Raw genomic sequence first — 23,022 nt, forward strand, 5'->3', positions numbered from 1 at the left:
GAATAATGGCTGCCTCGCGACACTTTGTGCTGAGGCATCATGAAATTAACGGTATTTACGGAGTACACGCTACGCACTTTGCTCGATCTGGCCAGCCAGCAGGGCAGGCTGGTGACAGTGGCCGACATAGCGCAGCGCCATGACATGGCGAAACACCATCTGAACAAGGTGGTACATCAATTAGGCCTGAGCGGCGTGGTGCGCACGGTGCGTGGACGCAATGGCGGCATCGTGCTGGCGCTACGTCCGGGCGAAATAAATCTGGGCAAGGTGGTGCGCGCGAGCGAACCGCATTTCCATATGACGGCCTGCTTCGATGGCGGCCAGACGGATTGCCCGTATGCGCTGGCCTGCGGCCTGCAGGGCGTGCTGGCACGCGCCAGCCATGCGTTTCTGGCCGTGCTCGACGAAGTCACGCTGGCCGACCTGCTGCCGCAGCTGCCGGCCTCGGGCTTGCCGCGCAACCGCTTCGACCAGATCATCCAACTAGTCACTTCGGACTAGATAGCTAGCCTGATTGCCGGGGTCGCCTAGCCTTCCGGCCAATTGGCGAGGTCTGGCGCGGCGCGTACCCTGAGCGCATTCTAAACTCGTTAGGAGTGTAACGTGGCAAGCAATAACAAAGCGGTAGGGGTACTCGCCGCCAGCACCTTCTCATTCACGATCTGTTTCGCGATCTGGATGATGTTCGCCGTGCTGGGCATCCCCATCAAAAAAATGCTCGGCCTGAATGAAACGCAGTTTGGTCTGCTCGCTGCCATGCCCGTACTTAGCGGCTCGCTGGTGCGCGTGCCGCTCGGTATCTGGTGCGATAAATATGGTGGCCGCATCGTGTTTTTCCTGCTGATGCTGGCCACGGTGCCGGCCATCTTCCTGATCAGCTACGCCACCGAATTCTGGCAGTTCCTCGTGCTGGGCCTGTTCATCGGTCTGGCCGGCGGCTCGTTCTCGGTCGGTACGCCATATGTTGCACGCTGGTTCCCCAGCGAGCGCCGTGGTCTGGCCATGGGCATCTTCGGTGCCGGTAACTCCGGTTCGGCACTGACCAAGTTCGTCGCACCCGCCATCATCGCTGCCTGGGGCTGGCAGGCACTGCCGAAGGTGTATGCGATCGCCATGCTGATCACCTGCGCGATTTTCTGGGTCTTCACGGCGACCGATCCTAGCCACAAGACCAATTCCGCGATTTCTTTCGGCGCGCAGATGAAAGTGCTGGGCGACCGCCGCGTATGGCGCTATTGCCAGTACTACTCGGTGGTGTTTGGTGGTTATGTGGGCCTGGCCCTGTGGATGACCAAATACTATGTGGGCGAATACGGCTTCGACCTGAAACTGGCTGCCTTGCTGGCTGCCTGCTTCTCGCTGCCTGGTGGCGTGCTGCGCGCAGTCGGCGGCTGGATCTCCGACCGCTACGGCGCCTACAAAGTGACCTGGTGGGTGATGTGGGTTTGCTGGGTATGCTTCTTCCTGCTGTCCTACCCACAGACTTCAATGATCATCACCACCACCCGTGGCGATCTGAAACTCGATCTGGCCCTGTCGCCTACCGTGTTCACGGTGCTGCTGTTCATCGTCGGTACTGCCATGGCGGTCGGCAAAGCGTCCGTCTTCAAATTCATTGCCGACGACTTCAGCGACAACATCGGCGCCGTCTCGGGCGTGGTGGGTCTGGCTGGCGGTCTGGGCGGCTTCATTCTGCCGATTCTGTTCGGCGCGCTGCTGGACATGACGGGCGTGCGTTCCAGCGCCTTCATGCTGCTGTACGGCACCGTCTGCGTTTCGCTGGTGTGGATGCATTACTCGTTCCGTCCCGAAGCGGCTGCGGCCGCTGTCAAAGCCCAGGCCAAGGCCTGAGGCCGACATTTGTATTTTTAGGAGAATTTCATGAGCAAATATATGATCAACACGTGGGAGCCAGAAAGCTCCACGTTCTGGGCCAGCGGCGGACGCGATACGGCCAACCGTAATCTGTGGATTTCCATCCCCGCACTGGCGCTGGCGTTTGCCGTGTGGATGGTGTGGAGCGTGGTGGTGGTGAATCTGCCGGCCATCGGCTTCCAGTACAGCACCAACCAGTTGTTCTGGCTGACGGCGCTGCCGGGCCTGTCCGGCGCGACGCTGCGTATCTTCTACTCGTTCATGGTGCCTATCTTCGGCGGCCGCAAGTGGACCACGATTTCCACCGCTTCGCTGCTGATTCCAGCGCTGGGCATAGGCTTTGCCGTGCAGGACGTCACCACCGGCTATCCGACCATGCTGATCCTGGCGCTGCTGTGCGGCTTCGGCGGCGGTAACTTCGCTTCGTCGATGGCCAACATCAGCTTCTTCTTCCCGAAAGCACAGAAAGGCTATGCACTGGGCATGAACGCCGGCCTGGGCAATCTGGGCGTATCGGCCGTGCAGTTCGTCGTACCTCTGGTGATCACCGTGGGCGTATTCGGTACGCTGGGCGGCGATGCCCAGACCGCCGTCAAAGCTGGCAAGAGCAGCACCATGTGGCTGCAGAACGCCGGTTTCATCTGGGTGCCTTTCATCACCGTCAGCGCACTGCTGGCATGGTTCGGTATGAATGATCTGGCCTCGGCCAAAGCATCGTTCGCTGATCAGGCTGTGATCTTCAAACGCAAACACAACTGGCTGATGTGCTGGCTGTACACGGGTACCTTCGGTTCCTTCATCGGCTACTCGGCCGGTTTCCCGCTGCTCATCAAAACCCAGTTCCCTGATGTGAACCCGCTGCAGTACGCTTTCCTGGGTCCTTTGGTCGGTGCACTGGCCCGTGTGGTCGGCGGCGTGATCGCAGACAAACTGGGCGGCGCCAAAGTAACGGTGTGGACCTTTGTCGGCATGATTGCAGCCGTGTACGGCGTGATCAGCTTCCTGCCGCACGGCGGTGCAGCCGGCAATTTCACCGGCTTCTTCTGGATGTTCATGGCGCTGTTCGCCGGTACCGGCGTGGGCAACGCTTCCACCTTCCGCATGATTCCTGTAATCTTCATGACCGAGCGTCAGCGCGCAGCGGCTGGCAAATCGCAAGCCGAACAACAACAAGCGATCGTTGACGCCAATAAGGAAGGTGCTGCAGTGCTGGGCTTCACTTCCGCGGTTGCCGCCTACGGTGCCTTCTTCATTCCGAAGAGCTACGGTACCTCGATTGCGATGACGGGCGGTCCTGACGCTGCGCTGTGGTGCTTCATTGCTTTCTACATGAGCTGCATCGCTATTACGTGGTGGTGCTACGCCCGTAAAAATGCGGCCATGCCTTGCTAAACGGAGTTTGATATGTCTGAAGATGCCGCCGCTGTGGCGACCCGCACGGAACTGTTTGATGCAGCGCTGATTCGCAAGCTGACCCTGAACGGTCCGCGCTACACGTCCTACCCCACGGCAGACCGCTTCCACGGCGGTTACGGCATCGCCGCCTATCAGGCTGCCATCGGCAGCCTGAGCGCGGAAGGTGCGGCAGCACCGCTGTCGCTGTATGTGCACATCCCATTCTGTGCTTCGCTGTGCTACTACTGCGGCTGCAACAAGATCATCACGCAGGAAAAGGGCAAGGCGGCCGAGTATCTGGGCTATCTGTACCGCGAGATCGCCATGCAGGTAGAGCTGCTGGGCCGTGGCCGTGCCGTCTCCCAGTTGCACTTCGGTGGCGGTACGCCGACCTATCTGACGGACGAGCAGATGGACGAGCTGCTGGCCCGCCTGCGTGCGGACTTCGAGTTCGTCAGCGATGAAGAAGGCGAATTCTCGATCGAAGTCGATCCGCGCACGGTATCGCCCGAACGTATCGGCGTGCTGCGCCGGCAAGGCTTCAATCGCCTGAGTCTGGGCGTGCAGGATTTCGACGCGGAAGTGCAGAAGGCCGTCAACCGCGTGCAATCGCCCGAGCAGACGCTGGCCGTGCTGGAGGCCGCGCGCACATACGGCTTCCGCTCCGTCAGTGTCGATCTGATCTATGGCCTGCCGTTGCAGAGCGTCGCCAGTTTCGGCCCTACGCTGGACCGCATCATTGCGGCCCGTCCCGACCGTGTGGCCGTGTACAACTATGCCCACATGCCGAACCTGTTCAAGGCGCAGAAGCTGATCAACGAAGCCGATCTGCCCGACGGCGAAACCCGGCTGGCCATGCTGGGCCTGTGCATCGAGAAGCTGACGGGCGCAGGTTATGTGTATATCGGCATGGATCACTTTGCGCTGCCCGAAGACGATCTGGCGCGCAGCCGCGAAGTGGGCAAGCTGCAGCGCAATTTCCAGGGCTATTCCACCCATGCCGACGCGCCCATGGTGGCGCTCGGTGTGTCGGCCATCAGCGCCGTCGGGAATAGCTACAGCCAGAACGAAAAGACCCTGACGGCGTATTACGAACGTATCGATGCCGGTGCCTTGCCTATCGCGCGTGGCATCACGCTGAATGCGGATGACGTGATCCGGCGTACGGCCATCAACCGTTTGATGTGCAATTTCATCCTTGATTACGACGATCTGCCGCTGCCAGCGGGCGTGAGCGGGCCCGAGTATTTTGCGACCGAACTCGAGCGCCTGAAACCGCTGGAAGAACTGGGCCTGCTATGCGTAGGCAGCCGTGGCGTGCGCGTGAAGATGCGCGGCCGTCTGCTGATCCGCAATATCTGCATGGCGTTCGACCAGTATCTGCACCTGCCCAAAGTGGAAGGGCCGCAGGTAATGCGCTATTCGCGTACCATCTAAGCAAGAGCTAAGTAGCAAGACAACTATGGATAAAAGTAAGATCAAGGTACAGACCTTCCTCTCGCGCGTGCCGCTGTTCGCCTCCATGCGCGCCGAGGAACTGGACCGCATCGCGCTCGGCACCACTGAAGTGCGGCTCGAGCGCGGTCAGATGGTGTTCGAGCGGGGTGATCCCTGCATAGGCTTCCACCAGGTGGTGTTTGGCCAGATCAAGCTGTCCTTCACTTCGGCCGGTGGCGCGGAAAAAGTCATCGAGCTGATCGGCCCCGGCCACAGCTTCGGTGAAGCGCTGATGTTCATGGGCAGCCCCTACATCGTGTCGGCCCAGGCCACCGAAGATACCTTGCTGCTGCACGTCGCCAAGCCCACCATCTTCCGCGAGATCGACAATGATTCGAGCTTCGCCCACAAGATGCTGGCAGGCCTGAGCCAGCGCATGCACAGCCTGATGTGCGATATGGAATCGTACTCGCTGCGCTCCGGCACCCAGCGCGTAGCGGCCTATCTGCTGCGCGAGTTCCCCGAGGGCGGCGATCAGTTCACGCTGGCGGCGTCCAAAGGCGTGCTGGCTTCGCGTCTGAACCTGACGCCCGAACACTTCTCGCGCATCCTCGCCGACCTGTGCTCGCAGCAGTTGATCACCTTCAAAGGCCGCCAGATCAGCTTGCTGGATCGGGCCGGTTTGCGCCGCTGTGCGGAATAAAAGCGGAGGCTGAAATGGAAGATATCGAAAAATTCATCAATGGCTTCAGCCGTTTCCAGCAGCAGTATTTTCAGGATAGCCAGGCGCTGTTCGACAGCCTGCGCGAGGGGCAGCGCCCCAGCACGCTGCTGATAGGCTGCTGCGATTCGCGCGTCGATCCCATGCTGCTGACGGGCAGCGATCCGGGCGACCTGTTCGTGGTGCGCAATATCGCCAATCTGGTGCCGGCCTGCACGCCAACGGCTTCGGCCGGTGTCAGTTCCGCCATCGAGTTTGCCGTGTGCGAGCTGGAAGTCGAACGCATCATCATACTTGGCCATGCCCGCTGCGGCGGCATTCGTGCCGTAATGTCGCCCCGCAAAGTCGAGCGCGAGACGGACTTCGTCAACCAGTGGATGCGCGTGGCCGAGCCCGTCGCCGAACGCGTGCGGCGCGATCTGGCCCACCGCAGCAGCGCCGAGCAGCACCATGCGTGCGAGTTGGCCAGCATCCTGCTGTCGCTCGACAATCTGATGACCTACCCGTGGCTCAAGCGCCGGGTGGAGCAGGGCTTGCTCAAGCTGCACGGCTGGTATTTCGATCTGGAGAAGGGCGCGCTGATGGCGTATTCCGCGCGCCAGCATGCCTTCCTGCCGCTGGTCGGCTCCCTGCCCGAGCGGCAGGACGCAGCGGCCTGATAGAAACCGGCGCGGCCAGACTGGTCGCGCCATATCTGCGGCGGCACTAACCCTGCGATATTCTGATGAAGTGGCTGCGCGCTAGGACTAGCGCGCTAGGGCTAGGTCGTCGGCGCTGGCGGTTCGTCCTGCTGCGCGGCCGGCTCCTCGTCGGCCTGATCCTGCGCATTCAAGCCGAAGCTATGCCAGTCCGGGCCGAACAGCTCCACGGGATGCTGGGTACGGTCGGAGCCGTTACCGCAGGCCATGCTGTCAGCCGGACAATATTTATCGCAGCCCCAGCAGATCAGCTCGGGCTTGGCGGGATGGATGGGGAAGCGCTTGGCCATGTGGGGGAAGGGCGCGCGACGCCCGGCTGCGGTATCCGGCAGCCGTCGCCGCTGTGGCGCTTAGTGGTAGCGCAGCATGTCGCCGCTGCGGTCAAACGCTAGCATGCGGTCCATCTGGCCCTGCTGGATATGGCCCAGCATCTGGTTCAGCGCCGCATCGGTGCGCTGCGGGTCGGGCAGCACGCCATTCTGGCCGGACAGGGTGGAAATCAGCATCACATCCCAGTGCTGGCCCATGGCCTGTGCTTCCTCGACCAGATTGGCATAGGTATCGAGCTCGCCTACCTGCTTGTCCACACACATCACGGGAACCAGCGTGGTACGGCCGGCCGCACCGGGCTCAGGATCAGGCTCGGCTTCAGCCACGGCGAAGGCGATCAGCAGGCGCTGGGGCTGGGCCTGCATGGCGGCAGCCATGATCAGGTCTTCGAAACTATTGATTTGCATGGGATTCCTCGTTGGCTCGCGAGAGCGGTGCTTGTACAACGTAACCATAGCGCGCAAGCGCCCCGTTGAAAATTGCCGTAAGGGATGAATGCGTCTAGTCACTAATGACTAGGAGCACTAGTCCTTCTCACCCTGCCAGATGACCTTCTTGCCGATTCACACCAGTTGGGCCGCTGCTTAGACTTGCAACATAGTCGAGTCCGTGCATGTTGCATGGGACCGCATACCCGGCGCAGTGCCGGGTGTCAGTGAGGAGGCAGCATGAGTCATTTTCTGGATCGCCTGAAATTCTTCAGCAAAACTACGTCGACATTCTCGGGCGGTCACGGCGCCGTCGTGCAGGAAGATCGCACCTGGGAAAACGCCTATCGTCAACGTTGGCAGCACGACAAGATCGTGCGCTCCACGCACGGTGTCAACTGCACGGGTTCGTGCAGCTGGAAGGTGTATGTCAAAAACGGCCTGATTACCTGGGAAACCCAGCAGACCGATTATCCGCGCACCCGTCCCGATCTGCCTAACCACGAGCCACGCGGCTGCCCACGCGGCGCCAGCTACTCGTGGTATGTGTATTCGGCGCAGCGCGTCAAATACCCGATGATCCGTGGCCGTCTGATGGAAATGTGGCGCGAAGCCCGTAAGACCATGGACCCGATCGCGGCATGGGACTACGTGAGCCAGAATCCGGAACGTGCAGCGCGCTATAAATCGGTACGCGGCCTGGGCGGCTTTGTGCGCGCCAGCTGGGATGAAGCCAACGAAATCATGGCTGCAGCCAATGCACTGACCATCAAGAAATACGGCCCTGACCGTATCGTCGGCTTCTCGCCGATTCCCGCCATGTCCATGGTCAGCTATGCAGCCGGTACCCGCTACCTGTCGCTGATCGGCGGCGTGGCCCTGAGCTTCTACGACTGGTATTGCGATCTGCCGCCATCGAGCCCGCAGATCTGGGGCGAACAGACCGACGTGCCGGAATCGGCCGACTGGTACAACTCCACCTACCTGATGGTATGGGGTTCCAACGTGCCGATGACGCGTACCCCGGACGCCCACTTCTACACCGAAGTGCGCTACAAAGGTACCAAGACGGTCGCCGTATCGTCCGACTTCGGCGAAATGGCCAAGTTCGGCGACATCTGGCTGGCACCTAAGCAGGGTACCGATGCGGCACTGGCCATGGCCATGGGCCACGTGATCCTGAAGGAATACCACACGGCCGGTCAATCGGCCTACTTCAAAGAGTACGCCAAGCAGTACACCGACTTCCCTATGCTGGTGCTGCTGAAAGAGCAGAACGGCACGCTGGCGCCGGAATACTTCCTGCGCGCCTCGCACCTGGCCAACAACCTCGACGAAACCAACAATCCGGACTGGAAAACCCTGGTCATCGACGAAGCCAGCGGCCAGATCGTCGCGCCTGCCGGTTCCATCGGCTTCCGCTGGGGCGAAACTGGCAAGTGGAATCTGGAAATGAAGCAGGGCACCAGCGGTGCTCCGGTCGATCCGCAACTGTCGCTGATCAACTGCGCTGATGAAGTGGTGCCTGTGGGCTTCGCCTACTTCGGTGGCAAGGACGCCAGCGATCTGCTGATGCGCAATGTGCCCGTCAAGCGTCTGACGCTGGCTGACGGCAGCACCGCTCTGGTGGCGACCGTATTCGATCTGACCATGGCCAACTACGGTATCGACCGTGGTCTGGGCGGCGGCAATGTGGCCACCAGCTATGAAGAAGACATTCCTTACACCCCGGCATGGCAGGTCAAGCACACCGGCGTGAAAGCCGAAGACGTGATCACCGTGGCACGCCAGTTCGCCGAAAACGCCGACCAGACCCGCGGCAAGAGCATGGTCATCGTCGGTGCGGCACTGAACCACTGGTACCACATGGACATGACCTATCGCGGCATCATCAACATGCTGATGATGTGCGGTTGCGTCGGTCAATCGGGCGGCGGCTGGGCCCACTACGTGGGTCAGGAAAAACTGCGTCCGCAAACGGGATGGACTCCGCTGGCCTTCGCACAGGACTGGAACCGTCCTATGCGCCAGATGAATGGTACGTCGTTCTTCTACAACCACACCAGCCAGTGGCGCCACGAAAAACTGCACACGGAAGAAATCGCCTCGCCGACTGCAGGTGACGACGTCGCTCCAATGTCGCTGCTCGACTACAACGCCAAGGCCGAACGTCTGGGCTGGCTGCCTTCGGCACCACAGTTGCAGACCAACCCGCTGGAAGTGACCCGTGCGGCCGAAGCGGCCGGCGTAGCACCAGTGGCCTATGCCGTCAGCCAGATCAAGAACAAGCAGCTGGAATTCTCCTGCGATGATCCGGACAATCCGGCCAACTTCCCGCGCAATATGTTTGTGTGGCGTTCGAATATTCTGGGCAGCTCGGGCAAGGGCCACGAGTACTTCCTGAAGTACCTGCTGGGTACCCAGAATGCGCTGATGAGCGACGAAGAGCACTGCATCAAGCCGCGCGACGTCAAAGTACGTCCTGCTGCCGAAGGCAAGCTCGACCTGCTGGTAGTGCTGGACTTCCGTATGTCCACCACCTGCCTGTATGGCGACATCGTGCTGCCGACCGCCACCTGGTACGAGAAGGATGACCTGAATACTTCGGACATGCACCCCTTCATCCACCCGCTGTCGGAAGCTGTGCAGCCGCTGTGGCAATCCAAGTCGGACTGGGAAATCTACAAAGGTCTGGCCAAGAAATTTGAAGAAATCGGTGGTCCTTACCTCGGCACCCAGCAGGATCTGGTGCTGACCCCGCTGATGCACGATACCCCGGGTGAACTGGGTCAGCCTTTCGATCCGAAAGACTGGCGTGCTGGCGAGTGCGAGCCGATTCCGGGCAAAACCATGCCTAACTTCACCGTGGTGGAACGCGATTACACCAAGATCCACCAGAAGTTCACCTCGATCGGCCCATTGCTGGAAAAACTCGGCAACGGTGGTAAGGGCATCAGCTGGAAAACCGGCCACGAAGTGGAAATCCTGCGCGGCATCAACCGCACGGTGCAGGCTGACACGGTGGGCAAAGGCCAGCCACGTCTGGATACCGCCATCGATGCGGCCGAGATGATTCTGTCGCTGGCTCCGGAAACCAATGGCCACGTGGCCGTGAAAGCATGGGATGCGCTGTCCAAGATCACGGGCCGCGACCACACCCATCTGGCTCTGCCACGCGAGCATGACAGCATCCGTTTCCGCGATGTACAGGCCCAGCCACGCAAGATTATTTCGTCGCCAACCTGGTCCGGTCTGGAATCGGAAGAAGTCAGCTACAACGCCTGCTATACCAACGTGCATGAACTGATCCCATGGCGCACGCTGACGGGCCGTCAGCAGTTCTACCAGGATCACCGCTGGATGCGTGATTTTGGCGAAGGTCTGTGCGTGTACAAGCCAGCGATTAACACCAAGACCACGGCAACCATGCTGGGCGCGCAGCCTAACGGTAACAAAGAGATTGCGCTGAACTGGATTACGCCGCATCAGAAATGGGGTATCCACTCGACCTACTCGGACAACCTGCGCATGCTGACCCTGTCCCGTGGCGGTCCGCACGTGTGGCTGTCGGAAGTGGATGCGCAAGCGGCCGGCATCGTCGATAACGACTGGATCGAAGTGTTCAACGTCAACGGCACGCTGACGGCGCGGGCGATTGTCAGCCAGCGCGTACCGGAAGGCATGACGCTGATGTACCACGCACAGGAAAAAATCGTCAACGTGCCGGGCGCCGAAATGTCGGGCAAACGCGGTGGTATCCACAACTCGGTAACCCGTGCTGTGACCAAGCCTACCCACATGATCGGTGGTTATGCGCAGTTGTCGTGGGGCTTCAACTACTACGGCACGGTGGGTTCCAACCGCGATGAATTCGTGCTGGTACGTAAGATGAACAAAGTCGACTGGCTGGAAGGCCCGTTGAATGAAAAGGCCCACGGCTGAGAAAGAGACGGAGCGATACATGAAAATCAGAGCACAAATCGGCATGGTGCTGAATCTGGACAAGTGCATTGGATGCCATACCTGTTCAGTAACCTGCAAAAACGTGTGGACCAGCCGTGACGGTGTGGAATATGCATGGTTTAACAACGTCGAAACCAAACCGGGCGTGGGTTATCCTAAACAGTGGGAAAACCAGAACAAGTGGAATGGCGGCTGGCGCCGTACCGACGCGGGCAAGATCGAGCCGCGTCAGGGTAGCCGCCTGAAGATACTGTCGCAGATCTTCGCCAATCCTAACCTGCCACAGATCGACGAGTACTACGAGCCGTTCACCTACGACTACGAGCGCCTGCAGAATGCGCCGCTGTCGGAAACCCCACCGACTGCCCGTCCTATTTCCGTCATCACCGGCAAGAAGATGGACAAGATCGAATGGGGCCCGAACTGGGAAGACGATCTGGGTGGCGAATTCGCCCAGCGTAGCCAGGATGCGCTGTTCGAAGGCATGCAGAAGGAGATGTACGGTACTTTCGAAAACACCTTCATGATGTACTTGCCACGTCTGTGCGAGCACTGCCTGAACCCGACCTGCGTGGCTTCGTGCCCGTCCGGTTCCGTGTACAAGCGCGAAGACGACGGCATCGTGCTGATCGATCAGGACAAGTGCCGCGGCTGGCGTATGTGCATCTCCGGCTGCCCGTACAAAAAGATCTATTACAACTGGTCGTCCGGCAAGGCCGAGAAGTGCACCTTCTGCTACCCGCGTATCGAAGCGGGCCAGCCTACCGTGTGCTCGGAAACCTGCGTGGGCCGTATCCGTTACCTCGGCGTGCTGCTGTACGATGCCGACAAGATCGAAGCAGCGGCTTCGGTGGCCGATCCGCGCGACCTGTATCCGTCGCAACTGGGTCTGTTCCTCAACCCGCACGATCCGGAAGTGATCGCGGAAGCGCGCCGTCAGGGCATTCCTGATTCGTGGCTGGAATCGGCCAAGCGTTCGCCCGTGTACAAGATGGCGGTGGAGTGGAAGGTGGCCTTCCCGCTGCACCCTGAATACCGTACGCTGCCGATGGTGTGGTACATCCCGCCACTGTCGCCTATCCAGGCTGCGGCCGAATCTGGCCGTCTGGGCAAGAACGGCATCCTGCCGGATACCTCCAGCCTGCGTATCCCGGTACAGTATCTGGCCAACCTGCTGACGGCAGGCGACCAGCGTCCTGTGCTGACGGCACTGGACCGCATGCTGGCCATGCGTGCCTATATGCGCAGCAAGCATGTAGCGCCGACGCCGGATCTGGAAGTGCTGAAACAGGTCGGTCTGGAGCCAGCCATGGTGGAAGACATGTACCACATCATGGCAATTGCGAACTACGAAGACCGCTTCGTGATTCCAAGCAGCCACAAGGAAATGGCCGAGGACAGCTTCAACGAGAAGGGCAGCTGCGGCTTCAGCTTCGGCAACGGTTGCTCGGATGGCGTCAGCGATGCCAGCCTGTTCGGCAAGCGCAAGCACGGCTCGGAAATCTTCATGATGATGCCGAAATCGCGTAAGAAAAAGGAGAACCTCGATGTCTGAAGCTCAAGCCTCCACGCAAGGCTTCCAGCTGCTCTCCATCCTGCTGCAGTATCCGGAAGCGGAACTGCTGCAGGAGCGCGAAGCGCTGCAAGCCCTGATCCCGCGTAACTGGCAGGGCGCGCTGGCGCCGCTGTTCACCCATCTGGGCGAGACGGCACTGATCGACCTGCAGCAGCAATATGTGATGACGTTTGACCGCAACCCGTCGCATTCGCTGCACCTGTTCGAGCATATCCATGGCGAATCGCGTGACCGCGGTCAGGCCATGGTGGACCTGCTGGCCGAATACAGCCGTCATGGTCTGCAGATGGTGGGTGACGATCTGCCCGACTACGTGCCGCTGTTCCTCGAATTCCTGTCGTTGCAGGATGAAGCGGAAGCCGAGCGCCTGCTGGGCGACGCGATCCACGTGCTCGCTTACATCGGCCGCAAGCTGCGCGCCAATGGCAGCCCGTACGCCTGCGTGTTCGAACTGCTGCAGACGCTGACCAATGTGGTGGCGGAAGAGCTGAGCGAACCGCCGGTGCGCGATATGGATGAAGCGCTGGAAACTTTCGGCCCCGGCGCCGATGGTATCGAGCCGCTGCTGAAACCGCGCATGGATGGTAGCCATCCCGTCAATTTCTATCCCAAGGCGGCAGCGCCGCAGCGTCACTGAAGGAGAGCGCCATGAACTATCTGCATCAATTCTTATTTGGAATCTATCCATATATCGCGCTGGCGATCTTCCTGCTCGGTAGCCTGATCCGCTTCGACCGTGAACAGTACACCTGGAAGTCGGAATCCAGCCAGGTGTTCCACACGGGCATGCTGCGTCTGGGCAGCCCGCTGTTCCACATCGGCGTGCTGGGCCTGTTCTTCGGCCACGCTGCCGGTCTGCTGACCCCGGTGTGGGTGTGGGATGCGCTCGGTGTCGAACACGGCACCAAGCAGCTGGTCGCAATGGTGGCGGGTGGCACCATGGGCTCGCTGTGCCTGATCGGCCTGCTGATGCTGCTGGGCCGCCGTCTGAGCAACGAGCGTGTGGCTGCCCGTAGCACCTGGAAAGACAAGCTGGTTCTGCTGTGGCTGCTCGCAACTCTGCTGCTGGGCCTGTCTTCGATCTTCGTCTCGGCTGGCCACATGGACGGCCACATGATGGTGCTGCTGATGGGCTGGGCACAACATATCGTGACCTTCCGTGGCGATGCTGCCGACCTGATCCTGACTGCGCCGCTGATCTTCAAGCTGCACCTGTTCATGGGCATGTCGCTGTTCGTAATCTTCCCGTTCACCCGTCTGGTGCACGTGTGGAGCGGTTTCGGCGCTGTCACCTATCTGGGTCGCGCCTATCAGCTGGTACGTCCACGCTAAGGAGTCATCATGGGTATCTCAGTTAATGGTGTAGATGTAGCCGATCGCGAGATCGAAGCGGAGCTGGTACACCACCAGCAGGCGGCCAATCCGGTGCAATCGGCTGTGCATGAAGTAATCCTGCGCCGGGTGCTGCTGCAGGAAGCGGCAGCGCTGGGCATACAGGCCGACGATGAGGACGATCGCATCGAAGCCCTGTTTGCGCAGGAAGTGAAAGTGCCGCTGGCCGACGATGAAGCCTGTCTGCGCTATTACATGAGTCAGCCCGAGCGTTTCCGTAGCGGCGATCTGGTGGAAGCCCGCCACATCCTGTTCCAGGTAACGCCGACCGCGCCACTCGACATGCTGCGCCAGACGGCTGAGCTGATCCTGGCCGAGCTGCAAGCCCGGCCCGAACGCTTCGAGGAACTGGCCGCACAGTATTCCAACTGTCCGTCCGGCGCCATAGGCGGCAATCTGGGGCAACTGGGGCGGGGCGCTTGCGTGCCCGAGTTCGAGGACCTGCTGTTCCGCCTGCAGGAAGGCGAGCTGGCAGGGCGGCTGCTGGAAACCCGCTTCGGTCTGCACATCGTGCAGGTGAAGCGGCGGGTGGCTGGCGAGGTGATTCCGTACGCCACCGTACGGGCCCAGATTGCCGATGAACTGCAGCGGCAAGCGTGGCAGCGTGCGCTGCACCAGTATCTGCACATTCTGGTCGGCCGTGCCGGCATCGAAGGGATCACGCTGGAAGGCGCGCAATCGCCATTGGTACAGTAAGCATCTTCTACAATCTGTCGTAGCAAACCGCGTAGCCGGCCTAGCCTGAAAGGACTAGGCCGGCTACGTCGTCATGGGCAGTTTCAGCGCGCGCGTGCGACGTTAAAATGAAGCATCCCAATCAGACAGGAGTGCGCCGATGTCAGGCGAACTTTTCCCCACCGCAGGCACCGTCCTGCAGCCGCAGACCCCGCGCCTGAGCGACCGCTTTGGCCGCAGCATCGACTATCTGCGCGTGTCCGTGACCGACCGCTGCGATCTGCGTTGCACCTATTGCATGCCTAGCGACTTCAAAGGCTATGAAGACCCGCCGGACTGGCTCAGCTTCGACGAAATCGAACGGGTGGTGGCCGCGTTTGCCCGCCTCGGCACCTCGCGTGTGCGCCTGACGGGTGGCGAACCGCTGACGCGCCGTGGCGTGACGCAGCTGGCGGGCCGGCTGTCGGCCTTGCCCGGCCTGCGCGACCTGTCACTGTCCACCAATGGCACGCGGCTGGCGCGCTACGCCGACGAGCTGTATGCAGCGGGCGTGAGCCGGGTGAATGTCAGCCTCGATACGCTGGACCGTGACTGCATGAAAGGCATTACGGGGCGCGACTGCCTGCCGTCCGTGCTGGCCGGCCTGCAGGCGGCCAAGGCCGCCGGCCTCGCTCCCATCAAAATCAATATGGTGGCCATGCGCGGCGTCAACGATGCCGAGATCGATGCCGTGGCCGCATTCTGCATAGAACAGCATTTCGTACTGCGCCTGATCGAAGTGATGCCCATGGGCGAAACGGGGCGCAATACGGCTTACCTGAATCTGGGCCCCGTGCAGGAGCGCCTGGCGCGCCGTTTCGATCTGCGTCCGCAGGCGCTCGAAATCGGCGGCGGCCCGGCCCGCTACTGGAGCACGCCTGATGGCAGTGCCGCGATCGGCTATATCACGCCCTTGTCGCAGCATTTCTGCGCCACTTGCAACCGCGTGCGGCTGTCGGTCGATGGCACGCTCTATCTGTGTCTGGGGCAGGAGCAGCAATATCCGCTGCGTCCGCTGCTGCGCGGCGGTGCCAGCGATGCCGAGCTGGAAGCGGCAATTCGCGCGGCGATCGAGCTGAAGCCGGAGCAACATGACTTCGGCCGCCAGCCAGAGAAAATTATCCGATTCATGTCGCAGACGGGCGGCTAGCAGCCATGCTGCACCGTGTATACTGAATGACGTATTGCATCAACGGAGCAGCCATGCGCTATTCAATTTCCTTATATTTCCGCTGCGGGCAGGCCCACTGATGGCGCTGCCCACTCTGTTCGCCAACTGGCACAAGCTGTCGACCCGTATCGTCGGCTTGCTGCTGAGTTTCCTCGCCGTCGCCCTGCTGGTGATAGGCTCGACCCTGCTGCTGTCCTGGCAGCTGGAAGGCAGTGCTGCGGCCATTAATGTAGCCGGTAGCTTGCGGATGGATAGCTATCGCATGGCCATGCTGGCCGGTCAGGTCGATGATGTGGGTGCTGATCCGCGTACGCGCGAACATCTGCTCTACCAGTTGCAGGGCATGGAAGAAAAGCTGCAACTACTGCAGCGTGGCGACCCGCAGCGGCCGCTGTTCCTGCCGCCTACCGCGTCGATCCGCGACATGTTCGGCGGCGTGCTGCAGCAATGGCGTACCGAGCTCGCACCGCAAGCGCATGATTGGCTGGGCCAGTCCAGCGCGACCCCGGCCAGCGTGCGCGCGTTGCAGCAGCGTAGCGAACGCTTTGTTGCGCGCGTGGATGAGCTGGTGCAGCGTATCGAGCGCGATAGCGAGAACCGCACGTTCTGGCTGCGTGCTTCGCAGCTAACGCTGCTGGGGCTGGCACTGGTGGGCACGGTCAGCATCATCTATCTGCTGTTCGACATGATCGTCGCGCCTGTGACGCGGCTGCAGGGCGGTCTGGAGCGCATGCGCGAAAAGGATTTCGGCGTGCGCCTGCCGGTGGACCGTAACGATGAGTTCGGTATGCTGGCCAGCGGCTTCAACCAGATGGCCGACCGGCTGCAGTCGGTCTATGGCAATCTGGAACAGATGGTCAGCGTCAAGACGCAGGCGCTGGAGCAGCAGAATCACGAACTGGCGCTGCTATACGATAGCGCCGCCTTCCTGCAGCAGCCGCAGCCGGCCGAAGCCATGTGCCGCGGCTTCCTGCAGCGCATCAGCGACTATTTCAGCGCCGATGGCGGCACCGTGCGCATCCTCGACCCGATACAGGGCAATATGCATATGCTGGTGTCGCAGGGCATTTCCGAGCGTCTGGTGGAAACCGAGCGCTGTCTGAAGGTGGGCGACTGCCTGTGCGGCGATGCCGTGGTCAAGAAAGTGGCGGTGATCCACGACCTGCGCAAGCTCGATCGCGGCCACCAGCTGGAATGCCACAAGGAAGGTTTTGCCACCGTCTCCATCTTCCATGTGTATGCCCAGCAGCAGCATCTGGGCTTTTTCAATCTGCACTTCCGCAAGGCGACCGAGTTCAGCCCGGCCCAGACGGCGCTGCTGGAAACGCTGGGCCAGCTGCTCGGCACGGCCATCGAAAACCAGCGGCTGGAAGGGCGTTCGCGCCAGCTGGCCGTATCCGAAGAACGCAATCTGGTGGCGCAAGGCTTGCACGACAGCATAGCGCAGGGCTTGAACTTCCTGAACCTGCAGGTGCAGATGCTGGAGCAGTCCATGCAGCAGCGTCAGTGGGAAGAAGTAGAGAGCATCGTGCCGGCGCTGCGTGCGGGCGTGGACGAGAGCTATCAGGATGTGCGCGAACTGCTGCACAACTTCCGCACGCGTTTGCAGGAAGGCAATTTGCTCAGTTCGCTGGAAGCCGTGGTGGAGAAATTCCGCCGCCAGAGCGGCATCACGGTCGATATCGTGGCCGAGACGCAGGGGCCGCCTTTCCCTAGCGAGCAGCAGTTGCAATTGCTGTTCATCGTGCAGGAAGCGCTGTCGAATGTGCGCAAGCATGCGGCTGCCAGCCGGGTCTGGGTCAAGCTGGATGACCGCGACGATTTTGTGCTCAGCATCCGCGACAATGGCCACGGCTTCGAACCGGCTGCGCTCGATACGCTGGGCGACTCCCATGTGGGCATACACATCATGCGCGAGCGGGCAGCCCGTATAGCTGCCGACCTCAGCGTGCGTTCGCAGCCGGGGCAAGGCACGGAGGTGATCTTGCATCTGGCCCGGGCCCAGCGCCGCGCAGCTTGAATAGCGTGTTTTAACAGGATTTCAACGGAGAGTTTTTTGCATGGATACACCGGACACCCCCATCAGCGTGCTGCTGGTCGACGATCACACCCTGTTCCGCAGCGGCATACGTTCGCTGCTGCAGCGCCATGCCGATTTTGCCGTGGTGGGCGAAGCGGCCGATGGCGTGGAAGGCATCAAGCGGGCACAGCAGCTGAAGCCGCAGGTCATCCTGCTGGACCTGAACATGCCCGGCATGTCGGGGCTGGAAACCCTGCAGTTGCTGCTGCAGGATTGTCCCGATAGCGCGGTCGTGATGCTGACCGTGTCGGAAGATGCGGAAGACCTCAGCACAGCGCTGCGCGCCGGAGCCAGCGGCTATCTGCTGAAGAATATCGATACCGATTACCTGACCCGTGCGATCCGCCGTGCGGCGGCGGGCGAAACCGTGGTGGCGGAAGCCATGACGGCCAAGCTGGTGGCCCAGTTGCAGGGCGGTGCTGCGCCGGCCGCCGCGTCGGAACTGGACAAGCTGACGCCGCGCGAGCGCGAGATACTCGATTGCCTGGCCCGTGGCGGCAGCAACAAGAGCATTGCCCGTACGCTGGAACTGGCTGAATCGACCGTCAAGATCCATGTGCAGAATGTACTGAAGAAGCTCAAGCTCAGCAGCCGGGTGCAGGCTGCCGTGTATGCCGTCGAACATCGGCGTCAGAGCGGCGCCTGAGGCGCCAGCGAATAGGAACTAGATAGCGGGGGCGGAAATAGCAACGGAGCGCCGCAGCGCTCCGTTCATGGCTGCACAGGCCTGGGCCCGTGCCAGCTGTAGGCCTGCTGCAGGCATTAGCCGCCGCAGCAACCACCGCAGCAACCACCGGCGCGCGCAGCAGTCTGCGGAGCGGCAGCACCAGCCGATACATAGCTGGGATAGCCAGCAGCTTCGAGGCTGGCCGTCATGCGCAGGGGCGAGGTGCGGCTTTCATCGAACTGGACGCTGGCGAGGCAGTCGCGCAGGGACACGCGTACTTCTTCCACGCCGCTGAGTTTCAGCAGAATTTGGGTAATGGTATCGGCACTACCTTCGTCTTCCATCTTTTCGATATTGATAACCGTGTTTTGCATGATTCGTCCTTCTGTGTCATAAAGTTTTGTTTGCAGCGTTAGACTAAGCGAAACCGCGCCCGCTGGCTATGCGTTGGCTGCGTAATTGCGGGAAGAATCTGAATTTCTTGATCTGGATTATCGAACTCCATGGGCCAACTACCGTTTTGGGCCATTAAGTCCGACAATGCCAGCCGTATCTCAAACTGAAAACTTGATCATCATGAGTCTGCTCTCCATCGACGAACCTCCTGCTGTACGCCACACGGGCCATCCGGTCTGGCGTCTGGGCTTCCGCCCGTTCTATCTGTGCGCTGCCTTCTTTGCCGCGCTGGCCATCCCCGTGTGGATGGCGCAGTACTATGGCTGGATCCCGCAGCTCGCCAGTGTGGCTTTGCATGTGGGCTTTGCCTGGCATATGCACGAGATGGTGTTCGGCATGGGGCTGGCCGTGGTGATAGGCTTCCTCTACACGGCAGCGTATAACTGGACGGGCTTCTGGACGCCCGTACGCGGCCATCTGGCAGCACTGGTGGCCCTGTGGCTGGCCGGCCGGCTGGCAATGCTGCTGGCGCCGCCTATGGTGGCCGCGCTGATCGACTGGCCCTTCATACCGGCTGCGGCATGGCCGCTGCTGCAGGTGATGCGCAAGGCTAACAACCGGCGCAACTATTTCCTCGTCGGCATATTGGGCCTGCTGGCGATTACCAATGGCGTATTCCACGCGATTGCGCTGGGCTGGCATGGTTTGCAGGCTGCTGCGCCCATCCACGCGGCCATCTTCTTGATCGTGGTGATCGAAGCGGCCATCGGCACGCGCATCATCCCCATGTTCACCCGCAACGGTGCGCCCGGTTCCTCGCCGCTGGTGCAGCCCAAGCTCGATAAAGTCTCGCTGGGCTTGCTGGTGCTGTCGGCCTGCGGCTGGCTGCTGTCCTTCCCCGCATGGCTGTTCGGTCCGCTGGCGCTGCTCGCAGCCGGCCTGATCCTGCTGCGCCTGTGGCGCTGGGATGCGCTAAGTACGCTGACGCGTCCGCTGCTGTGGATTATGCATCTGTCCTATGCCTGGATCGCCGCTGGGCTGGTGCTGCTGGCACTGGCACGCTGGCAGTTGGTCAGCTCCAGCACGGGCTTCCATGCGCTGACCGTGGGCTCCATGGCCGGGCTGATACTGGGCATGATGACGCGTACCACGCTGGGCCACACGGGCCGGCCGCTGGTGGCGGGACGGGCAGAAACCCTGATCTTCGTGCTGATCCAGGCCAGCGCCTTCCTGCGCGTCGCCACGGCGCTGGGCTGGGAAACCGAGCAAGGTTTGGTAATGCTGCTCGCTGCCTCCTGCTGGACGCTGGGCTTTGCCAGCTATGTGGTGGTGTACTTACCGTATCTGACTTCGCCGCGTCTAGATGGGAAACCCGGTTAATACGTGAGGTTTTTGATCTGCGTCATAGATTGCGCGAACGCTTGCGGGCATAGTGCCCGCTCAGGAGGAAAGTATCATGGAAGAACGTGGTTGGAATCCGGATATGGCCTTGGGCATTCCGCTGTTCGACGAGGCGCACCAAGCGCTGGCCGAGCAGATCGATGCGCTAATGGATGCATCCGATGCAGATTTTCTGGAAGGGCTGCAACAGCTGATCGAATGTCTGGAAGAAGATTTCCGGCATGAAGAGGCGTTGATGGAAACCATCAACTATCCGGCCATCAAGCAGCATCGCGAACAGCATGCGCGCGTGCTGGCCAGCTTGCACCAGCTCGATGAAACGGATATCGCGGCCGGCAAGGAAGCCGTGAAATTGGTGCTGCCCTGGTTTCACGCCCATCTGGCGACGGCCGATACGGCGCTGGCACGCGCGCTGCAGGCGGGTAGTGTGTAGTTGGTCGTTGTAAATAGTCACAATGTAGCGTGGCAGCAGCATGAATGAGTGACTTTCATGATGCTGTCATAAATGCTTCCTAGACTTTCGGGTTTTACACCACCCACCCGGAAAGTCTCATGAAGAACTCGCAGCAAACGTTGATCCGCACGGCCATGTCGGCGCAGGTGCTGGCCGCACTGGCGCTGATGTGCGCCTCGGCCCAGGCGCAAACCCAGACGCCGCCAGCGGATGAATTGCAGGTGTCGAACACGGCGCTCGATGCCGAAGCCATCAAGAGCCGTGTGGTCATCACGGGTTCGAATGCCGCCAACCGCGCGCCCGTGCAGTCGGCCCTGAACGCCACCCAGCCGCAATCCATCATCACCGCGACTTTCATCGAGCAGACCGTGACGCCGCTGGCCGATTTCAATGCCGTGGCGCGGATTGCGCCTAGCGTCAGCGCCGGTATCTCGGCCAATGGTTCCGGTCTCGGCGAATCCAAGGTGGCGCTGCGCGGTTTTCAGGATGGCGAATACAACGTCACCTACGACGGCATACCGTTTGGCGACACCAACAATCCTACCCACCATTCCACTTCCTACTTCCCGGCCCGCATCATCGGCGGCATGGTGATAGAGCGTGGCCCCGGCAATGCCAGCAATCTGGGCCAGGCCACGTTTGGTGGTTCGATCAATCTGTTTTCCAAGGAACTGTCGAACGACTTCCGCTTCACGCCCTATCTGACCTATGGCACCTGGAATACCAAGATACGCGGGGCCGAAGTCGATAGCGGCGTACTGCAGCGCTTCGGCGATGCGCGCCTGATGTTCAATGCCTCGCGGCTGGAATCGGATGGCTACCAGACCTATAGCGCCGTGAAGGAAGACAACTACCAGTTCAAGCTGCAACTGCCGCTCGGTAAGGACACCACGCTGACGCTGTTCTCCACCTATAACACCATTCACAGCAATGTGCCGGATAAGGCAGGTGTGACGCTGGCGCAGGCGGCGCTGTATGGCAAGAACTATTCGCTCAACAACGACAAGACCAGCCAGAACTACTGGGGCTATAACTACAACGACAAGCGCACGGATTTTGAATACGTCCGTCTGCAAACCCGGCTGGGTGGCTGGGCGCTCGACAACACCTTGTACACCTATGCCTACAATAACAACACCATGTCCGGTCAGGATGCGAGCGGCGCCACGGCCAACGGCACCAAGGCTGGCGCTGCCGGCAACAAGAACGTGCCCGGCTACAACAAGCTGAATGCCTACCGCGTCAACGGCGACATCATCAAGCTGAGCAACCGTCTCGATGCCGGTTTGCTGCGTGCCGGCCTGTGGCTGGAAAACTCCGATACGGATCGCCACACCTACGATCTGGACTGGACGCTCAACCTGCCGAATCCCAAGGAGTCGACGGCGCCCAAGAGCATCAGCTACGAGCAGCAATCGAGCTGGAAGCAGTACCAGCCTTTCATCGAATTCGAATGGGCCGTGGCACCGCAGTGGACTGTTACGCCGGGCCTGAAATACGTGCACTTCCAGCGCAAGCTGGACGCCGCCGTGAATCAGGGCACCCGCTTGCCGACCAGGGCCGAGCAGACCTACACCACTACCTTGCCTTTCCTGACGGCCAATTACGCCATCAGCAAGCAATGGGCAGCGTATGGCCAGATCGCCCGTGGCTTCCTGGTGCCCGATCTGTCCATGTTCTACGTGAACAACCCGACGCTCAACACGCCCAAGCCGCAGACGTCCACCAACTACCAGCTCGGTACGGTGCACCAGTCGGGCAATCTGACGCTGGACGCGGATCTGTACTACATCGACTTTAATAACAAGATCGCTTCCAGCGGCAGCGGCAGTGACCAGATCTATTACAACCAGGGCGGCGTGGTGTACAAGGGTCTGGAAGGTGCGATCACCTACTATCTGGGCAGCGGCTTCTCACTGCACGCGAATGGTTCGCTGAACAAGGCCGAAGCCAAGGATAGCGGCCTGCAGGTGGCCAAGGTACCGAAGTCGACCGCGGCACTGGGCCTCCTGTACAAGCGTAACGGCCTGTATGGCTCGCTGATCGCCAAGACCAATGGCAGCCAGTATGCCAAGGATGGCGAACCGGCCGCCTACCAGATCGGCGCCTACACCGTCACCGACCTGACGCTGGGCTACCGCTGGCGTGTGGGCGGGCCGTTCGTCAAGGCCGTCAAGCTGCAGGCTGGCGTCAACAACCTGTTCAACAAGCAGGATGTGACTTCGATCTCGGCCAATAGCAAGGGCGTTGCGTTCGACCAGTACACCTTTGTACCGGAACGTAGCTGGACCGTCTCGCTCAATGCCGACTTTTAAGGAGCT

Annotated in this window: 20 protein-coding genes; 17 read left to right on the forward strand and 3 right to left on the reverse strand. The window is 60.9% G+C overall.

The features are described from left to right. Positions 1–39 precede the first annotated feature (39 nt). The 6 genes from GM655_RS16915 (at position 40) to GM655_RS16940 (ending at position 6,090) form a co-directional block, all read left to right on the forward strand. Positions 40–504, forward strand: a complete 465-nt coding sequence (locus GM655_RS16915; protein WP_155435871.1) for an RrF2 family transcriptional regulator — start codon at positions 40–42, stop codon at positions 502–504. A gap of 102 nt (positions 505–606) precedes the next feature. After that, positions 607–1,854: an MFS transporter gene (locus GM655_RS16920; protein WP_371866866.1), complete on the forward strand. Its 1,248-nt coding sequence runs from the start codon at positions 607–609 to the stop codon at positions 1,852–1,854. Positions 1,855–1,884: 30 nt separating this feature from the next. Continuing rightward, positions 1,885–3,270 carry a NarK family nitrate/nitrite MFS transporter gene (locus tag GM655_RS16925; protein ID WP_155435872.1) on the forward strand — a complete coding sequence of 462 codons (1,386 nt, stop codon included), beginning with the start codon at positions 1,885–1,887 and terminating at the stop codon, positions 3,268–3,270. A 12-nt stretch (positions 3,271–3,282) separates the two neighbouring features. Then, positions 3,283–4,710, forward strand: coding sequence for an oxygen-independent coproporphyrinogen III oxidase (gene hemN / locus GM655_RS16930; protein ID WP_155435873.1), 1,428 nt, complete (start codon positions 3,283–3,285; stop codon positions 4,708–4,710). A gap of 25 nt (positions 4,711–4,735) precedes the next feature. Beyond that, a complete protein-coding gene (locus GM655_RS16935) occupies positions 4,736–5,413 on the forward strand; it encodes a Crp/Fnr family transcriptional regulator (RefSeq protein ID WP_155435874.1) in 678 nt (225 codons plus the stop codon). A gap of 14 nt (positions 5,414–5,427) precedes the next feature. After that, positions 5,428–6,090 carry a carbonic anhydrase gene (locus tag GM655_RS16940; protein WP_155435875.1) on the forward strand — a complete coding sequence of 221 codons (663 nt, stop codon included), beginning with the start codon at positions 5,428–5,430 and terminating at the stop codon, positions 6,088–6,090. 101 nt (positions 6,091–6,191) lie between these two features. On the opposite strand, the gene GM655_RS16945 is transcribed toward GM655_RS16940, so the two are convergent. After that, positions 6,192–6,419, reverse strand: a complete 228-nt coding sequence (locus tag GM655_RS16945; protein WP_155435876.1) for a DUF3079 domain-containing protein — start codon at positions 6,417–6,419, stop codon at positions 6,192–6,194. Positions 6,420–6,479: 60 nt separating this feature from the next. Then, positions 6,480–6,866 carry a hypothetical protein gene (locus GM655_RS16950; RefSeq protein ID WP_155435877.1) on the reverse strand — a complete coding sequence of 129 codons (387 nt, stop codon included), beginning with the start codon at positions 6,864–6,866 and terminating at the stop codon, positions 6,480–6,482. Positions 6,867–7,127: 261 nt separating this feature from the next. Here GM655_RS16950 and GM655_RS16955 point away from each other — a divergent pair, with 261 nt between their 5' ends. The 8 genes from GM655_RS16955 to GM655_RS16990 all read left to right on the forward strand — a co-directional run bounded on the left by GM655_RS16955 (position 7,128) and on the right by GM655_RS16990 (position 18,429). Next, positions 7,128–10,829 carry a nitrate reductase subunit alpha gene (locus tag GM655_RS16955; protein ID WP_155435878.1) on the forward strand — a complete coding sequence of 1,234 codons (3,702 nt, stop codon included), beginning with the start codon at positions 7,128–7,130 and terminating at the stop codon, positions 10,827–10,829. A 19-nt stretch (positions 10,830–10,848) separates the two neighbouring features. Next, positions 10,849–12,405 (forward strand): nitrate reductase subunit beta, encoded by a 1,557-nt coding sequence (narH, locus tag GM655_RS16960; protein WP_155435879.1) that lies wholly within the window; start codon positions 10,849–10,851, stop codon positions 12,403–12,405. Beyond that, complete coding sequence (gene narJ, locus GM655_RS16965; RefSeq protein ID WP_155435880.1) at positions 12,398–13,063, forward strand: nitrate reductase molybdenum cofactor assembly chaperone; 666 nt, start codon at positions 12,398–12,400, stop codon at positions 13,061–13,063. Before narH ends, narJ begins: the two co-directional genes overlap by 8 nt. Positions 13,064–13,074: 11 nt before the next feature. Further along, positions 13,075–13,758, forward strand: a complete 684-nt coding sequence (gene narI / locus GM655_RS16970) for a respiratory nitrate reductase subunit gamma (protein ID WP_155435881.1) — start codon at positions 13,075–13,077, stop codon at positions 13,756–13,758. A 9-nt stretch (positions 13,759–13,767) separates the two neighbouring features. Next, the gene (locus GM655_RS16975) at positions 13,768–14,514 is read left to right on the forward strand and encodes a peptidylprolyl isomerase (RefSeq protein WP_155435882.1); all 747 of its coding nucleotides are present in this window, start codon (positions 13,768–13,770) and stop codon (positions 14,512–14,514) included. Between the two features lie 139 nt (positions 14,515–14,653). Then, positions 14,654–15,682: a GTP 3',8-cyclase MoaA gene (moaA, locus tag GM655_RS16980; RefSeq protein ID WP_155435883.1), complete on the forward strand. Its 1,029-nt coding sequence runs from the start codon at positions 14,654–14,656 to the stop codon at positions 15,680–15,682. Positions 15,683–15,782: 100 nt separating this feature from the next. Next, positions 15,783–17,723: a type IV pili methyl-accepting chemotaxis transducer N-terminal domain-containing protein gene (locus GM655_RS16985; protein ID WP_155435884.1), complete on the forward strand. Its 1,941-nt coding sequence runs from the start codon at positions 15,783–15,785 to the stop codon at positions 17,721–17,723. Positions 17,724–17,763: 40 nt separating this feature from the next. Next, on the forward strand, positions 17,764–18,429 hold the full coding sequence (locus GM655_RS16990) for a response regulator (RefSeq protein ID WP_155435885.1): 666 nt from the start codon (positions 17,764–17,766) through the stop codon (positions 18,427–18,429). A gap of 116 nt (positions 18,430–18,545) precedes the next feature. On the opposite strand, the gene GM655_RS16995 is transcribed toward GM655_RS16990, so the two are convergent. Next, positions 18,546–18,824 (reverse strand): heavy-metal-associated domain-containing protein, encoded by a 279-nt coding sequence (locus GM655_RS16995; protein WP_155435886.1) that lies wholly within the window; start codon positions 18,822–18,824, stop codon positions 18,546–18,548. A 202-nt stretch (positions 18,825–19,026) separates the two neighbouring features. Between GM655_RS16995 and GM655_RS17000 the strand changes: the two genes are divergently transcribed. The 3 genes from GM655_RS17000 to GM655_RS17010 all read left to right on the forward strand — a co-directional run bounded on the left by GM655_RS17000 (position 19,027) and on the right by GM655_RS17010 (position 23,016). Beyond that, positions 19,027–20,226, forward strand: coding sequence for an NnrS family protein (locus GM655_RS17000; protein ID WP_155435887.1), 1,200 nt, complete (start codon positions 19,027–19,029; stop codon positions 20,224–20,226). 76 nt (positions 20,227–20,302) lie between these two features. Further along, positions 20,303–20,680, forward strand: coding sequence for a bacteriohemerythrin (locus GM655_RS17005; RefSeq protein WP_155435888.1), 378 nt, complete (start codon positions 20,303–20,305; stop codon positions 20,678–20,680). A gap of 119 nt (positions 20,681–20,799) precedes the next feature. After that, positions 20,800–23,016 carry a TonB-dependent receptor gene (locus tag GM655_RS17010; RefSeq protein WP_155435889.1) on the forward strand — a complete coding sequence of 739 codons (2,217 nt, stop codon included), beginning with the start codon at positions 20,800–20,802 and terminating at the stop codon, positions 23,014–23,016. Positions 23,017–23,022 lie beyond the last annotated feature (6 nt).

The organism is Pseudoduganella danionis, assembly GCF_009720775.1.
Taxonomy (GTDB): domain Bacteria; phylum Pseudomonadota; class Gammaproteobacteria; order Burkholderiales; family Burkholderiaceae_D; genus Rugamonas; species Rugamonas danionis.